This window comes from Enterobacter soli ATCC BAA-2102, assembly GCF_001654845.1.
GTDB classification, from domain to species: Bacteria; Pseudomonadota; Gammaproteobacteria; order Enterobacterales; family Enterobacteriaceae; genus Enterobacter; species Enterobacter soli.
The window spans coordinates 48,279-64,553 of record NZ_LXES01000003.1 but is presented as its reverse complement, the minus strand read 5'-3'; the positions used below and the strand labels follow the sequence as shown (position 1 = coordinate 64,553).

Annotated in this window: 14 protein-coding genes and 1 pseudogene; 8 read left to right on the top strand and 7 right to left on the bottom strand. The window is 53.7% G+C overall.

Annotated features, from left to right (window positions below):
• Positions 1-11: 11 nt before the first annotated feature.
• Positions 12-944, bottom strand: coding sequence for a LysR family transcriptional regulator (locus M987_RS01175; protein WP_014071613.1), 933 nt, complete (start codon positions 942-944; stop codon positions 12-14).
• Between the two features lie 123 nt (positions 945-1,067).
• Between M987_RS01175 and lysA the strand changes: the two genes are divergently transcribed.
• A complete protein-coding gene (lysA, locus tag M987_RS01170) occupies positions 1,068-2,330 on the top strand; it encodes a diaminopimelate decarboxylase (RefSeq protein WP_014071612.1) in 1,263 nt (420 codons plus the stop codon).
• On the opposite strand, the gene M987_RS01165 is transcribed toward lysA, so the two are convergent.
• A complete protein-coding gene (locus tag M987_RS01165; RefSeq protein WP_014071611.1) occupies positions 2,322-3,338 on the bottom strand; it encodes a LacI family DNA-binding transcriptional regulator in 1,017 nt (338 codons plus the stop codon). The genes lysA and M987_RS01165 overlap by 9 nt on opposite strands.
• A gap of 299 nt (positions 3,339-3,637) precedes the next feature.
• On the opposite strand from M987_RS01165, the gene M987_RS01160 reads away from it, so the two are divergent.
• The 4 genes from M987_RS01160 (at position 3,638) to M987_RS01145 (ending at position 7,736) form a co-directional block, all read left to right on the top strand.
• Positions 3,638-4,963, top strand: coding sequence for a PTS sugar transporter subunit IIC (locus M987_RS01160; protein ID WP_014071610.1), 1,326 nt, complete (start codon positions 3,638-3,640; stop codon positions 4,961-4,963).
• A gap of 7 nt (positions 4,964-4,970) precedes the next feature.
• On the top strand, positions 4,971-6,398 hold the full coding sequence (locus tag M987_RS01155; protein WP_014071609.1) for a glycoside hydrolase family 1 protein: 1,428 nt from the start codon (positions 4,971-4,973) through the stop codon (positions 6,396-6,398).
• Positions 6,399-6,489: 91 nt separating this feature from the next.
• Positions 6,490-7,263, top strand: coding sequence for a GntR family transcriptional regulator (locus tag M987_RS01150; RefSeq protein ID WP_014071608.1), 774 nt, complete (start codon positions 6,490-6,492; stop codon positions 7,261-7,263).
• Positions 7,260-7,736, top strand: coding sequence for a GNAT family N-acetyltransferase (locus tag M987_RS01145; RefSeq protein WP_014071607.1), 477 nt, complete (start codon positions 7,260-7,262; stop codon positions 7,734-7,736). The genes M987_RS01150 and M987_RS01145 overlap by 4 nt, the downstream gene beginning before the upstream one ends.
• Here M987_RS01145 and galR read toward each other — a convergent pair.
• Complete coding sequence (galR, locus tag M987_RS01140) at positions 7,697-8,713, bottom strand: HTH-type transcriptional regulator GalR (protein WP_014071606.1); 1,017 nt, start codon at positions 8,711-8,713, stop codon at positions 7,697-7,699. The genes M987_RS01145 and galR overlap by 40 nt on opposite strands.
• 623 nt (positions 8,714-9,336) lie before the next feature.
• Here galR and aas point away from each other — a divergent pair.
• Together aas and lplT are read left to right on the top strand one after the other, a co-directional pair.
• Positions 9,337-11,496 carry a bifunctional acyl-ACP--phospholipid O-acyltransferase/long-chain-fatty-acid--ACP ligase gene (gene aas / locus M987_RS01135; protein WP_014071605.1) on the top strand — a complete coding sequence of 720 codons (2,160 nt, stop codon included), beginning with the start codon at positions 9,337-9,339 and terminating at the stop codon, positions 11,494-11,496.
• Positions 11,489-12,682 (top strand): lysophospholipid transporter LplT, encoded by a 1,194-nt coding sequence (gene lplT, locus M987_RS01130; RefSeq protein WP_014071604.1) that lies wholly within the window; start codon positions 11,489-11,491, stop codon positions 12,680-12,682. Before aas ends, lplT begins: the two co-directional genes overlap by 8 nt.
• 162 nt (positions 12,683-12,844) lie before the next feature.
• Here the strand turns inward: lplT and M987_RS01125 are convergent, their stop codons facing one another.
• The 4 genes and pseudogenes from M987_RS01125 to M987_RS24965 all read right to left on the bottom strand — a co-directional run.
• Positions 12,845-13,885, bottom strand: a complete 1,041-nt coding sequence (locus M987_RS01125) for an NADP(H)-dependent aldo-keto reductase (RefSeq protein WP_014071603.1) — start codon at positions 13,883-13,885, stop codon at positions 12,845-12,847.
• 123 nt (positions 13,886-14,008) lie between these two features.
• The gene (locus M987_RS01120; protein ID WP_014071602.1) at positions 14,009-14,227 is read right to left on the bottom strand and encodes a YgdI/YgdR family lipoprotein; all 219 of its coding nucleotides are present in this window, start codon (positions 14,225-14,227) and stop codon (positions 14,009-14,011) included.
• A 129-nt stretch (positions 14,228-14,356) separates the two neighbouring features.
• Positions 14,357-15,049, bottom strand: a complete 693-nt coding sequence (gene mutH, locus M987_RS01115) for a DNA mismatch repair endonuclease MutH (protein ID WP_014071601.1) — start codon at positions 15,047-15,049, stop codon at positions 14,357-14,359.
• A gap of 154 nt (positions 15,050-15,203) precedes the next feature.
• A pseudogene (locus M987_RS24965) lies at positions 15,204-15,290 on the bottom strand (hypothetical protein); the annotation flags it as partial.
• Between the two features lie 442 nt (positions 15,291-15,732).
• Between M987_RS24965 and rppH the strand changes: the two are divergent.
• On the top strand, positions 15,733-16,263 hold the full coding sequence (gene rppH, locus M987_RS01110; RefSeq protein ID WP_014071600.1) for an RNA pyrophosphohydrolase: 531 nt from the start codon (positions 15,733-15,735) through the stop codon (positions 16,261-16,263).
• Positions 16,264-16,275: the final 12 nt, after the last annotated feature.

Below are 16,275 nucleotides of genomic sequence, written 5' to 3'. Positions count from 1 at the left end.
ATGCCCGGCACTTAGCCGGGCATATTGTTAAGCACATCGTCCAGCTTTGCAGTGAGCGCGCTAAGCCCCCCTTGCAGATGTGCGCTGAACGCATCGACCAGTGCTGACGCCGGGCGGTGAAGCGGGCGGATAAGGCTCACGGTAAAAGGTACAGATACGCTAAAGCGGCGGATAACAATCCCGGTTCCGGCATAATCCAGCGCTGTTAAGGGGTTCACCACCGCAATCCCCACACCTGCACGCACCATCGCACATATTGAGGCGGCGCTGTGCGTCTCTACCACCATTCGGCGTTTAACCTGATGCTCGGCAAACAGGGTGTCCAGTAACTGCCGGTAGCTGTCGGTCTGTGAAAGGCTGATGTAATTTTCGCCCTGAAAATCAGCGGGCGTCAGGATCTGTTTTTGCGCTAACGGGTGCCCTGCTGGCAGTACGCAAACTTCATCTAAAGAGAGTAGTTCGGTGCGCTGTGTTCCCGCAGGGGTAACAAGCGTTTCGGTCAGGCCGAGATCATGGCGCTGAGCCGAAAGCCACTCTTCCAGCAACGGCGACTCTTGCGGCACGATGGTGAGATTGACCTCGGGATAGCGCGTCAGAAAAGGGTGCAGCAGCATAGGCAGAAATGACTGCGAAAAGACGGGCAGGCAAACAATCGATAGCTCACCCTGGCGGAATTCCCGCAGGCTTTCAGCCGCACTGACGATCCTGTCCAGGCCGTACCAGGAACGCTGCACTTCTTCAAACAGGCGTAACCCCTGCACCGTGGGATGAAGTCTGCCGCGTGTACGTTCAAACAGCTTCAGCCCCAGTACTTTCTCAAAGCGCGCCAGCTCGCGGCTGACCGTTGGCTGCGAGGTATGCAGCATGAGTGCAGCTTCGGTGAGATTCCCCGTGGTCATCACGGCGTGAAATATCTCGATGTGGCGTAAGTTGACGGCGGGCATTGGGCACCTGATATCTGAGAGTCATCCATATCATTTTTGCATAGACTCACGATAAAACGATATTTTTTATTCTCTTCGTGCTGTGGCGTAATCATAAAAAAATGCCATCACCCGGAGAAGACCATGCCACGCTCGCTTAACCAGACTGATACCGATTTGAACGCCGACAATTTACTGCGTCTGCCTGCCGAATTTGGTTGCCCGGTGTGGGTCTACGACGCACAGATCGTCCGCGAAAAGATTGCCGCCCTGCATCAGTTTGACGTGGTGCGTTTTGCCCAGAAAGCCTGCTCGAATATTCATATTTTGCGCCTGATGCGTGAGCAGGGAGTGAAGGTCGATTCCGTTTCTCTGGGTGAAATTGAACGCGCGCTGGCGGCCGGATACGATCCGAAGAGCGACAGCGATGCCATTGTGTTCACGGCCGACCTGATTGACGAACCTACGCTGGCCCGCGTACATGAACTGCGCATTCCTGTGAATGCGGGCTCGGTGGACATGCTGGAGCAGCTCGGACAGGTTTCTCCTGGCCATCGCGTCTGGCTGCGAGTAAACCCTGGTTTTGGCCACGGTCACAGCCAAAAAACCAACACCGGCGGTGAAAACAGCAAGCACGGGATCTGGTATACCGATCTGCCTGCTGCGCTTGAAGTGATTCAGCGCTACAGCCTGGAACTGGTGGGTATTCACATGCATATTGGCTCGGGTGTTGATTACGGCCACCTGGAGCAGGTCTGCGGCGCGATGGTGCGTCAGGTTATCGACTTTGGTCAGGATATGGAGGCGATCTCCGCTGGTGGCGGCCTGTCTATCCCGTATCGTGAAGGCGAAGAGGCGATCGATACTGATCACTATTACGGCCTGTGGAGCGCGGCGCGCGATAAAATTGCCGCCCATCTGGGGCACGCGGTGAAGCTGGAAATCGAACCGGGTCGCTTCCTGGTGGCGGAGTCTGGCGTGCTGGTGTCGCAGGTTCGTAGCGTGAAAGAGATGGGTTCACGTCATTTCGTGCTGATTGATGCAGGCTTTAGCGATCTGATGCGCCCGGCCATGTACGGCAGCTACCACCACATTACGGCGTTGGCCGCAGACGGGCGCGATTTAACGCAGGCACCGCGGGTTGAAACCGTTGTGGCTGGCCCGCTGTGCGAATCGGGTGATGTGTTTACTCAGCAAGAGGGCGGTAAAGTGGAAACCCGCGCGCTGCCTGAAGTGAAGCCGGGAGATTATCTGGTGCTGCATGATACCGGGGCTTATGGGGCATCAATGTCTTCTAACTACAACAGCCGCCCGCTGCTACCGGAAGTGCTGTTCGATAATGGCGTGGCGCGGCTGATTCGCCGCCGCCAGACCATTCAGGAACTGCTGGCACTGGAACTATTTTGAGTGAAAATACGGGCCCGTGGTGACTGAGTCGCGCAACACCAGCGTGCCGGTAAAAGGCGGGATCGTTTCGACCGGCTGGTTTTTTGCTAGCCGGATCGCCTGATCGATAGCCGTCACTATCATATTATCGATAGGCAAATAGACCGAAGAGAGTGCAGGCTCCAGCCACTTCGCGCTCGGCGCATCATCAAAGCCAAACAGCGAAATATCCTGAGGAATACGCAGCCCGGCCTGATGTAACGCCTTAGACGCACCCAGAGCCATATCGTCGTTACAGGCGAAAAGCGCGCTAAACGGCACGTTTTCAGCGATCAGCTCTTTGCACAGTTCATATCCCCGCGTCATTCCCGCATCGCCATATTTCACCCGACGATCGTCCCAGACAATTCCGTGCTTTTCCAGTGCCTTGCGATACCCCATCAGGCGCGCTTTCCCGGTTGGCGTGTGGATCGGCACGGTGATGCAGGCAATTTCGCGGTGGCCCTGGCTTATCAGATAATCCACGGCTTTAAAGGCGGCATCCTGTTGTTCGAAGAACACGCAACGGTCGGCTGCCTGGCTCACTTCACGGTTGATGATCACCAGCGGCGTTTGCACGGAATGGATAAGCTTCATGATCGTTTTTTCGCTCATGTAGCGGGTATAAAGCACGATGGCATCGCATTTGCGGTCGGCCAGCATTTGTACGGCCATCTCTTCTTGCTCGGGAGCATCATGCCCGTCGGTGACGATCAGCTGCTTGCCGTGCGTTTCCGTTTGGCGCGATGCCTGCTGTAACAGGCGTCCGAAGTAAAAACCGTCAAACGTCGATACCACCAGACCAATGCTGTTGCTGGTCTGGTTCGCGAGCGAGCGCGCAAGAAAGTTCGGCCGATAGCCTAACTCTTCCATTGCCTTAAACACCTGCTTGCGCGTGCTTTCTTTTACCTGACCTGTGCCGTTCAACACGCGTGAGACGGTGGCTTTTGAAACACCAGCGCGCAATGAGACATCCAGCATTGTTGCCATTAGAAATTCCTGCTTTCACGAAATCGTTCGCAGTTTATCACAGACACTCAGGCACATATGCGCAGCGGGGAGGGCAAAATCCCCACCACGATCACGCTTTTTGGCAACGGACTATCACCACAGCATAAAACGGAATAAGTGGCATACCAAAGTGGTTATAAATCATGATTTGGAATACCTGTTGCCATGATGGGAGGTGAATCACAGAACGAATAGCACCAGAAAGCTATTTTTGGTATGCCAATAACAGGCGGCTGTAGATCTACTCCAATAAAAGCCCTTCACTGAGGTATTACCCTATGGCATTGCAGGAAAAACTGATCGACGCTCTGGGCAGTTTCGCCACAAAATTCAATAGCTATCGCTATATCATGGCGATCAAGTCCTCTTTTATTACCTTAATGCCGGTCATCATCGTTGGCGCATTCTCTGTGCTGATCTCCAACATGGTGCTGGATCCGAAAAATGGCCTGGCGAGTTTCGAATCGCTCTCTTTTCTCGCCGCGCTAAAACCGATTACCAGTGCGATTAACTACGCCACCCTGAACTTTCTGAACATCGGCGCGGTGTTTTTAATTGGGATTGAGCTGGGGCGTATCAATGGGATCAAATCGTTGTTCCCGGGTCTGCTGGCGGTGATCTGCTTTATCTGCGTTACACCGACGACGGTTGAAATGATGGTCGATGGGCAGATGCATGTGGTGAAAGACGTGCTGCTGCGCCAGTTCTCGGATACCCGCAGCTTGTTCCTCGGTATGTTTATCGCCATCCTTTCCGTTGAGATTTACTGCTGGCTGGAAAACCGCAAAGGCCTGAAAATTCGGATGCCGGACACCGTACCACCTAACGTGGCGGCGTCATTCTCTGCGCTCATTCCTGCCATCATTACTACTACCGTTATCGCAACGTTTGGCTTCGTTTTCCATCAAATCACTGGCATGTACCTTTACGATGCGGTCTATCAGGTGGTGCAACAACCGCTGGAGCGCGTGGTACAAAGCCTGCCGGGTATTCTGCTGCTGATGTTTGTGGCTCAGCTGTTCTGGGTTATCGGTATTCACGGCAACCAGATGATCAAACCGATCCGCGAACCGCTGCTACTGGGGGCGATCACCGTCAACATGAGTGCATTTGAGCAGGGCAAAGAGGTACCGAACATCATCACTATGCCGTTCTGGGATGTGTATATGAGTATCGGTGGTTCGGGTTTAACCATTGGTCTGCTGATTGCGGTAATGATTGCCACCAAACGCAAAGAGATGAAAGAGATCGCCAAGCTGTCTATCGGCCCTGGCCTCTTTAACATCAATGAACCGGTCATTTTCGGGATGCCAATCATGCTTAACCCGATCCTGGCGATCCCGTTCATCATCACCCCGCTGGTGACAGGCTCCATCGGGTATTTCGCAACGGCCACCGGGTTTGCCGGAAAAGCCGTGGTAATGGTGCCCTGGACCACGCCGCCACTGATTAACGCCTGGCTTTCAACCGCCGGCTCAATGGGCGCGGTCGTCACTCAGCTTATCTGTATTGTCACGGCTGTGCTGATTTACCTGCCGTTTGTGAAGATCGCTTCCCGCCGTGCTGAACAGGCTGCACTGCAACAAGCCACCAACAACGCGTGAGGATCTGATGAGCACCAAACAGATATCAATACCGAAAGATTTTATCCTGGGGGCGGCGGCATCGGCCTGGCAGACGGAAGGCTGGAGTGGCAAGAAGGCGGGGCAGGACTCCTGGCTTGACCTGTGGTACAAAAACGATCGTCACGTCTGGCACAACGGCTATGGCCCGGCGGTGGCGACCGATTTTATCAACCGGTATCGCGAAGACGTCGCGCTGATGAAACAGGCAGGGCTGACGCACTATCGCACCTCGATCAACTGGTCGCGTTTTTTGACCGACTACGAAAACGCCACCGTGGACGAAGAGTACGCCGCGTATTACGACGCCCTGTTTGACGAAATGCACCGTCAGGGGATCGAACCGATGATCTGCCTGGAGCATTACGAGCTGCCCGGCGTGCTGCTGGAAACCTACGGCGGCTGGGGGTCAAAGCATGTCGTCGAGCTGTTTGTGCGTTACGCTGAAAAGGTGTTTGAGCGCTACCACACCAAAGTGACGCGCTGGTTTAGCTTCAACGAGCCGATTGTGGTGCAGACCCGGGTTTATCTGGATGCGCTGCGCTGGCCGTATGAGCAGAATACCGGCACCTGGATGCAGTGGAACCACCATAAAGTGCTGGCGACGGCGAAGGTGGTGAAGCTGTTTCGCGAGAAAGGTTATCGCGGATCGGTGGGCTGCATTCTTAACCCGGAAGTGACCTATCCTCGTTCGCGTGCGCCACATGATGTACACGCCGCCGAAACGTACGATCTGTTTTATAACCGCGTATTCCTTGACCCGCTGGTACACGGACATTATCCGCAGGCGCTTTTTACCCTGCTGGAGCAACACCAGGTTCAGTGGGATTACACGCCGGAAGAGCTGGCGCTGATTGCCGATAACACCGTTGATGAACTGGGGATCAACCTCTATTACCCGCACCGGGTGAAAGCGCCATCCCGCGCCTGGCACCCGGAAACACCATTCCATCCCGCGTACTATTATGAGCCGTTTGAACTGCCGGGGCGGCGGATGAACAAATCCCGCGGCTGGGAAATCTACCCGCGCATTATCTATGACATGGCGATGCGCATTAAAAACGACTATCGCAACATCTGCTGGTTTGTAGCGGAAAGCGGTATGGGCGTTGAGAACGAAGCGCAGTTCCGCAATCGTGATGGCATCATTGAAGACAATTACCGTATCGATTTTATCAGTGAACATCTCTACTACACGCTGCTGGCGCGAGAAGAGGGGGCAAACTGTCACGGCTATATGCTGTGGGCGTTCACGGACAACGTCTCGCCCATGAATGCGTTCAAAAATCGCTATGGATTGATTGAGATCGATCTGGATGACAACCGTGCCCGACGCGCCAAAAAGTCGGCCGCCTGGTTCCGGCAACTGCGCGATGCGCGCGTGCTCACGCTCTGTATTGACGATGAATGGAAGTAAGCGCAAACAGTGTGGGTTCTGGTAAAATAGTGCACAAACTGGCCGGGAGGATGCCCGGTCTGCGCATTAACAGCTAAGTACAGGTGATATCGTGGAACAGGCAGTCGTCCCGCCGGAAAAAAAACAGTACCAGGAGATTGGCGAGGATTTGCGCGCGCAAATTATCCAGGGGCATTATCCCGTTGGCTCGCGCCTGCCGCCGGAGCGGAACATTGCCGAGACCTATGGCGTCAGCCGCACCATCGTGCGTGAGGCGTTACTGATGCTGGAATTGCAGGGCACGGTGGATATTCGCCAGGGGTCGGGCGTCTATGTGATGCGCATCCCTGAAGAACACGAAAGTGAAGAAGAGCGCTTCCTGAATAGTGATGTTGGCCCGTTTGAAATCTTACAGGCGCGCCAGCTGCTTGAAAGTAACATCGCCGCGTTTGCCGCAAAAATGGCCACCCGCGCGGACATCGATAACCTGCGCCGCATCATTGAGCAGGAGCAGCGGGCCATTGCCGCCGACGATAAAAGCCAGGATAACAACAAAATGTTCCACCTGGTGCTGGCGGGGGCAACGCAAAATCAGATGCTGCTGGCAACGGTAGAAAGCATCTGGCATCACATGGACAGCAGCCCGCTTTGGCAGCAGTTCAACGTGCATATCGGCAGCCGTGCCTGGCGTCTGAAATGGCTCGGCGATCGTCAAACTATCCTCGCGGCACTGCGTCGGCGCGATGTGATGGGCGCGTGGCAGGCCATGTTCCAGCATCTCGAAAATGTGAAAAAGAGCCTGCTGGAGCTGTCTGATGAAGATGCGCCAGATTTTGACGGTTATCTTTTTGAATCCGTGCCTGTTTTTCAGGGGAAGCTGGTGTGAATATTCTGCCGCTTTATGCCGCACCGCAGTTTGCAGAACAGGTTATCGACTGGATCTGGAAGGCTTTCGGCGACGGCCTGCCTCGTGAGTTTTTCCAGAGCGTGATTGACCACAGCCAGACCCCGGGCGCGCTGCCGCTGACGTTTATTGCCGTGGAAGGGGAGCAACTGCTGGGGACGGTGGGGTTATGGCGCTGTGATTTGATCAGCCGTCAGGATCTTTATCCCTGGCTTGCCGCGTTGTACGTTGATGAGGCGGCTCGCGGCAAGGGGCTGGCGGGGCTGTTGCAGGAACATGTCATCGCCTTCACCGCACAGGCCGGGTATTCCGAATTACATCTCTGGTCTGCCTGCCGCGACTTTTACGAACGTTACGGCTGGCGCTATATCGGCGATGGTCTGGAATACCCGAACAAAACGGTCCATCTGTATCGTTATTCGCTTTGTCCTTCAGCGGGTGGCACCACGGAGTGACGGCGCACCAGCGTTGGGCTGAACAGATGCGTAATCTCTGGCGGCTGGCGTTTATCTGCCAGCGCTAATGCCAGCTCTGCCGCCTGCGTTGCCATCGTCACAATAGGATAACGCACGGTGGTCAGACGTGGACGCACGTAGCGAGACACCAGCACATCATCAAAGCCAATCAGCGAAATTTCTGCCGGCACGTCAATTCCGTTGTCATTTAACACCCCCATCGCACCTGCGGCCATTGAGTCGTTATAGCTGGCAACGGCGGTGAAAGTCCTCCCGCGACCTAACAGCTCCGTCATGGCCTGCTCGCCGCCACTTTCGTCAGGCTCACCGTAGGCAACCAGACGGTCGTTACACGGCAGACCGTTTTCGCGCAGTGCGTCGTAGTAGCCTTGCAGGCGGTCATCCGCATCCGAAATGGGGTGGTTAGAACAGAGATAACCAATGCGGGTATGACCCTGCTGGATCAGATGACGGGTTGCCAGCCAGGCGCCGTAACGGTCATCGAGCGCAACGCAGCGTTTTTCATATCCGGCAATAATGCGGTTGATGATTACCATCCCGGGAATTTGTTTCATCAGGCTGATGAGTTCTGCATCGGGCAACATTTTGGCATGGACGACCAGCGCAGCGCAGCGGTGGCGGATCAGCTGTTCGATGGCCTGACGTTCTTTTTGTTCGCTATGGTAGCCGTTGCCAATCAGCAGGAAATTGCCTGTCTGGTAAGAAACCTGTTCGACGGCTTTAACCATCGCGCCGAAAAAGGGATCTGACACATCACCTACGACCAGACCAATGGTTTCTGTCGACTGCTGAGCCAGTGCGCGGGCGTTAGCGTTAGGGTGGTAATTCAGCGTTTCCATGGCGCTTTGTACTGCCTGGCGTGATGCGTCACTGGCTTTTGGTGAATTGTTGATCACGCGCGAGACGGTCGCGACGGAAACACCAGCCAGACGAGCCACATCCTTAATTGTCGCCATTTAATACCTTCTTAGTAGGGGTAAGCGTTTACACACGAACTAGTGTTGCGGAAAAGTAGCGCGCATACAAGGGGAGAGGGTTTTCGCAATCCACAAACGTGACGCAGAACATACCCTTACGGTGTAATCGTTACACAGCAAGACATGTCAAAATAATGTCAATCTGAACCTTTAGTTACACTTTGCCTCAGGCTGTTGCGATTGTCTGATAGTCGGGACTGTTAGCAGATTGATAGAGTCGAGATCCCAGAGGTATTGATAGGTGAAATCAACTCCGGTTGATTAACACGATTTACACCAACCTGCGTTTCTACGCAGGTTTTTTTTTGCCTCACAGTTCAACCTGTAACAGCAACAGAGAATATTCACAACTGGTTGCACTTCGGCTCATTCCCTTGCGTTTTCTCACTGGCGAAGCACATGTCGAACATCCACAATCAAGATCCCAGAGGTATTGATTGGTGAGAATTCTTAGTACGCATCTCGTACTCATCACTTGCACCAACCTGCGCGGATGCGCAGGTTTTTTTTTGCCCGGTTTTAGCTATCGCTCCTGCTGCACTTCTCGTGTAATCTGCCACCATTTAAAGAACATCCCACTCTGGCTGGCAAAGGGAGTTGAAATGCTTTTTGGGTTCTTCCGTACACTCTTTCGTATCCTCTTTCGCATTCGCGTCACCGGTGATACCCAGGCGCTAAAAGGCGAGCGCGTTCTTATCACCCCAAACCACGTTTCCTTTATTGATGGCATTTTGCTGGCGCTGTTTTTGCCCGTGCGTCCGGTTTTTGCCGTTTATACCTCTATCAGCCAGCAGTGGTTTATGCGCTGGCTGGCGCCACTGATTGATTTCGTTCCACTCGACCCGACAAAACCGATGATGATTAAACATCTGGTACGCCTGGTTGAGCAGGGGCGGCCGGTGGTGATTTTCCCGGAAGGGCGCATCTCAGTGACCGGGTCACTGATGAAAATCTACGATGGCGCAGGTTTTGTGGCCGCAAAATCGAAAGCAACCGTTGTCCCGCTGCGTATTGAAGGGGCGGAACTGAGCCACTTCAGCCGCCTGAAAGGGTTGGTAAAGCAGCGTCTGTTCCCGAAGATTACCCTGCATATTCTGCCGCCGACCACGTTGCCGATGCCGGATGCACCACGTGCGCGTGATCGCCGTAAAATTGCGGGTGAAATGCTGCACCAGATAATGATGGAAGCGCGCATGGCGATCCGCCCACGCGAAACGCTCTACGAATCGCTGTTGTCGGCGCAACATCGTTATGGTGCGAAGAAAAACTGCATTGAAGACATCAACTTTACGCCAGATACCTACCGCAAGCTGTTGACCAAAACGCTGTTTGTTGGCCGTATTCTTGAAAAATACAGTCAGAAAGGCGAAAAAATTGGCCTGATGTTGCCTAACGCCGGTATCAGTGCGGCGGTGATTTTTGGCGCTGTCTCCCGCGGCCGCATTCCGGCAATGATGAACTATACGGCGGGCGTTAAAGGGCTGACCAGCGCCATCACGGCGGCGCAACTTAAAACCGTCTTTACCTCGCGTCAGTTCCTCGATAAAGGCAAGTTATGGCATCTGCCGGAACAGCTGACTCAGGTTCGCTGGGTATTCCTGGAAGATCTCAAAGCAGATGTGACGACGGGCGACAAGCTGTGGATCTTTGCCCACCTGCTGATGCCGCGCCTGGCGCAGGTAAAACAGCAGCCGGAAGATGCGGCGATTATCCTCTTTACCTCTGGCTCTGAAGGGAACCCGAAAGGGGTCGTTCACAGCCACAAAAGCATTCTGGCCAACGTCGAGCAGATCAAAACCATTGCAGACTTTACGGCCAATGACCGCTTTATGTCGGCGCTGCCGCTGTTCCACTCTTTTGGTCTGACGGTCGGGTTGTTTACGCCGCTGCTGACTGGTGCCGAGGTCTTCCTCTATCCAAGCCCGTTGCATTATCGCATTGTGCCGGAACTGGTGTATGACCGTAACTGCACGGTGATTTTCGGGACATCCACTTTCCTCGGAAACTACGCCCGTTTTGCCAATCCTTATGACTTCTATCGCGTGCGTTATGTGGTTGCCGGGGCGGAAAAACTCCAGGACAGCACCCGTCAGATTTGGCAGGACAAATTTGGTCTGCGCATCCTGGAAGGCTACGGGGTGACGGAGTGCGCGCCTGTGGTGTCCATCAACGTGCCGATGGCCTCAAAACCCGCCACCGTTGGACGTATCCTGCCAGGCATGGACGCACGTTTGCTGGCTGTGCCGGGGATTGAAGACGGTGGTCGCTTACAGCTGAAAGGGCCAAACGTGATGAACGGATATCTGCGAGTCGAAAACCCGGGCGTGCTGGAAGTGCCAATGGCGGAAAACATCGACGGCGTTGTTGAATCAGGCTGGTACGACACCGGCGATATCGTTCGTTTTGACGAACAAGGCTTTGTGCAAATCCAGGGACGGGCAAAACGCTTTGCCAAGATAGCAGGTGAGATGATCTCTCTGGAGATGGTCGAACAGCTGGCGACGGCGGTTTCTGCCGACAAACTTCACGCGACGGTCGTGAAAAGCGATGCCAGCAAAGGTGAAGCGCTGGTGCTGTTCACGACGGATAGCGAACTTAAGCGCGAACAGTTGCTACGCCATGCCCGTGAACACGGCATTCCTGAACTGGCTGTGCCACGCGATATCCGTTATCTGAAACAATTGCCGGTACTGGGCAGCGGTAAACCCGATTTTGTCACCCTGAAAGGGATGCTTGAAGAGGCGGAACAGCAGAATGCGTGAGTCAGTGCACACTAACACCTCAATCTGGTCTAAAGGCATGATGGCAGTGATTGCTGCCCAGTTCCTGTCAGCTTTTGGCGATAACGCCTTGCTGTTTGCCACCCTGGCACTGCTGAAAGCGGAGTTCTACCCCGACTGGAGCCAGCCGATCCTCCAGATGGTGTTTGTGGGTGCTTACATTGTTTTTGCCCCCTTTGTGGGACAAGTGGCGGACAGTTTCCCAAAAGGCCGGGTCATGATGTTCGCCAACAGCCTCAAGCTGCTGGGCGCAGCCAGTATCTGTTTTGGTTTCAACCCGTTTATCGGCTATACGCTGGTGGGCATTGGCGCGGCGGCCTATTCTCCGGCGAAGTATGGCATCCTGGGTGAACTGACCACCGGCGACAAGCTGGTGAAAGCCAACGGCCTGATGGAGTCCTCAACGATAGCCGCTATTCTGCTCGGCTCTGTAGCGGGCGGTGTGCTGGCCGACTGGCATGTGCTGGCAGCGCTGGGCATTTGCGCGGTGGTATACGGTGGCGCGGTAGTGGCGAACCTGTTTATCCCGAAACTGGCCGTGGCAAGACCCGGGCAATCCTGGCGCTTTACGCCAATGACTGCCAGCTTCTTTAATGCCTGCCGCGTGCTGTGGCGTAACGGCGAAACGCGTTTTTCTTTAACTGGAACCAGCATGTTCTGGGGCGCGGGCGTTACGTTGCGCTTCCTGCTGGTGCTGTGGGTTCCGGTGGCGTTGGGGATCACTGACAATGCCACACCAACCTATCTTAACGCGATGGTGGCGATTGGGATTGTGGTTGGCGCAGGCGCTGCGGCGAAACTGGTGACGCTCGACACCGTTGCGCGCTGTATGCCGGCGGGGATACTGATAGGCGTTGTTGTGCTGATCTTCTCTCTGCAACATGCATTACTTCCGGCGTATGTTTTGCTTGTTCTGATTGGTATTCTCGGCGGTTTCTTCGTGGTGCCGCTTAATGCGCTGCTTCAGGATCGCGGTAAGCAGACCGTTGGCTCGGGAAATGCTATTGCGGTGCAAAACCTGGGTGAGAACGCGGCGATGCTGCTGATGCTTGGGCTTTACTCGCTGGCGGTGAAAGTGGGTACACCGGCAGTGGCGATTGGGGTTGGGTTCGGCGCTATCTTCGCGCTGGCAATTGCCGGGTTGTGGGTCTGGCAGCGTCGGCGTTGATATCAGTGCATCTGCTGGTGTTGTTGGCCAGGTAAGCGTAGCGCCACCGGGCAATGGCAGGCACTGACACCGGCAAAAAGCCGGGTGGCGGCTACGCCTTACCCGGCCTACGGTACTCAGCGGCGCAAAAAAACGGCAACCTGTGTTGCCGTTTTGCGTTTATTACGGTGCCGGGTAGGTATAAATCTGATGCACCGCTTCAATTTCCGCTAACACCTCTTCGCTGAGGTTAAGATGGAAACTCTCAATGTTGGTCTTCAGCTGTTCCATGGTGGTTGCGCCCAGCAGGGTGCTGGCAACAAACGGCTGACGACGCACGAAGGCCAGTGCCATCTGTGCCGGATCCAGCCCGTGTCGTTTAGCGATATCAACATATGCCGCAACGGCTTTTTGCGTCTGCTCGCCACTGTAGCGGGTAAAGCGGCTGAACAGGGTGTTACGCGCGCCGGCAGGTTTCGCGCCATTCAGATATTTACCGGTAAGCGTGCCAAAGCCCAGGCATGAGTAGGCGAGCAGCTCAACCTCTTCATATTGTGTCACTTCAGCCAGACCCACTTCATAACTGCGGTTCAGCAGGCTGTATGGGTTCTGGATAGTGACGATACGCGGCAGATCGTGTTTATCCGCCAGATGCAGATAGCGCATCACGCCAAATGCCGTTTCGTTAGAGACGCCAATGTAGCGGATTTTGCCTGCACGCTGGCATTCTGCCAGGGCTTCCAGCGTTTCTAGCAGAGTGACGACTGGCGCGCTTTCGTTCCAGCTATAGCCGAGCTTACCGAAACAGTTGGTCGGGCGCTGTGGCCAGTGCACCTGGTAAAGATCGAGATAGTCGGTTTGCAGGCGCTGAAGGCTGGCATCCAGCGCAGCGCGGATGTTTTTGCGATCGAGGATCTGGTTTGGACGGATCCCGGCATCATTGTTACGCGACGGGCCGCTGACTTTAGAGGCGACAATCAGCTTTTCACGATTTCCGCGTTTTGCCAGCCAGTTCCCGACGTAAGTTTCTGTTAAGCCCTGTGTTTCCGGGCGCGGAGGAACAGGGTACATCTCTGCAACGTCAATCAGGTTAATCCCCTGACTCACGGCATAATCGAGTTGCGCATGGGCATCGGCTTCGCTGTTTTGTTCACCAAATGTCATCGTGCCCAACCCCAGTTGGCTTATCTCCAGAGAGCTGTGGGGGATACGGTGATAATGCATAGCCGGCTTCCTTTACAATGGGCGTCAGGAACTCCCCGACGAAGGAATATAAACATGGCAGAGGGGAGACAAAAGGGGAAGAGAAAAATCAAAAAGGCCAGCAACCTACTGACCTTTATCTGTTTACCGTTCGATGATTTGCGAAACTTCGTCGCGGTTGATTTGCATTTTGTTGCCTTCCTGGTCGCGATAGCTGACCAGCCCGGTATCGTCATCAACTTCGGGTTTGCCGTCAGTCAGGATCATCCGGCCATCTTTGGTCGACATAACGTAATCACTGCTACAGCCTGATACTGCAAACGCTAAACCAACTGCTGAAATTAACACTGCCCATTTTTTCATCGTTATCGTCCTCACCTGGCTCGTATCAAATCATAGTGTAGTAATAACCCGATAATGCGACAGGAGAAAGCGGTAAAATCTTAAAAACCAGGTGATTGTGTTTGATACATCGCAAATTTCGTGAAAAATCTATGTTTTGAGTAAGAAATGGCGAGCAAGCAGAGCACCGGTGAAATTCTTTTTGAGATAAAAGCCCCGAGGTAGCGTCAGGATCGGTTCGCCATGAGCGCCGATAGCTTCTGTGAGCGCTTTACTGTTGGCAGCTTTTGGACGTAGCTGCAAAACTTCGCCATGCCGGGCGGTAATGCGCTCAACGTGCCCGAGCACGATCATATCCATCAACTCTTCCCAGTCCAGGCACAGTTGTCTCTCTTCATCTTCATCGGGGCTCCACAGCAGCGGTGCACCGACGCGGCGCTCAGCGAGCGGAATTTGTCTGTCGCCTTCCACAGGAACCCACAGCACTCGTTTCAGTTTATGGCGTACATGGCTGGTTTCCCACGTTACGCCAGTATTGCCGGTTAACGGCGCTACGCACACAAAAGTGGTTTCCAGCGGCTTTCCCTGGCTATCCACCGGGATCGTTTTCAGTTCAACGCCAAGTGCCGCGAAATCCTGTTCGGGTTTACTGCCCGCACTAGCCCCCAGCCACAGCTCAAGCAACATGCCAATCCAGCCTTTGTCACGTTTGAGATCGTTGGGAATGGGTAAGCCTGCCATCGCGGCCAGCTCGCCAAGCGAAAAACCCGCCAGGCGCTGTGCCTGATGCAGCAATTGGTCTTCGCTGGTGGGAGGAGAGAGCAACGGCGTAAGCGAATGCATGAAGATAACCTTTTGATTAAAAAATGAACTAAGTTTTTGTGCCCTGTGGATAGAGTTTAACTTTTTCTGTACGAATATGCCATGTATATGATTTTTATGTTGTTTTATCTTTTGTTTAGAAATCAAATGAGTGCGAAAAACAGGTTGTTCAAATCTGGTCACTGACAATAAACAGGATCTTACACCATGTTATCCACAGAAAAGTGGGATAACTGGGAATAACCCCTACTACTGTTTCAATTTACAGCCTTGACGTGCGACGAAAATCGAATTTTCACACAAATTGTGTCTAACTTATTGGCACAATCTGTGGATAAAACCGACTCTGTTCGATCTTTCATCAGTACGATGATCTCTCGTGTGATGATCATCACGTTATTGAGGTTTTATTGCATAAAAACAGCATTAATCATATGAAAAACAAGGAGTATATTTATTTCGCTTTGCAGGTGATTTCAACGTCCGATCAGGTTGTTCATCGGTAATTCCGTACTTCTTCACAACTATATCCACAGAAAAGGTGAATAAAATTGGCCTTATGGCACCTCATCTGTTTATAACTCCACTCATAATTGTGGGTTATTCAAATGTTATTAGGTTGCAGGCCTGTAAGAGAGTGGTTTACCGCCTCCCTGGAGTGTGAAACAATCATTCATATATAAGGTTTAGTTTGGGGTAGTCCGGTGATAGATGACGATGGCTACCGCCCAAACGTAGGAATTGTAATTTGTAATCGTCAGGGCCAGGTCATGTGGGCCCGGCGATATGGTCAGCACTCCTGGCAGTTCCCGCAAGGCGGGATCAATCCGGGAGAGTCCCCAGAACAAGCGATGTACCGGGAGCTGTTTGAAGAGGTCGGTTTAAGCCGGAAAGATGTTCGCATCCTGGCTTCAACCCGCAACTGGTTGCGTTACAAGTTACCGAAACGTTTGGTGCGATGGGACACAAAGCCGGTTTGTATCGGCCAGAAACAGAAGTGGTTTCTATTGCAGTTGGTGGGCAACGATTCAGATATCAATATGCAAACCAGCAGTACGCCGGAATTTGATGGCTGGCGCTGGGTGAGCTACTGGTATCCTGTTCGTCAGGTCGTGTCCTTTAAGCGCGATGTTTACCGTAGGGTGATGAAAGAGTTCGCAAGTGTGGTGATGTCGCTTCAGGAGACACCTCCTAAGCCGCAAAGCGCACCTGCCTGGCGACGTAAAAGAGGTTAAGCTACGCAAATC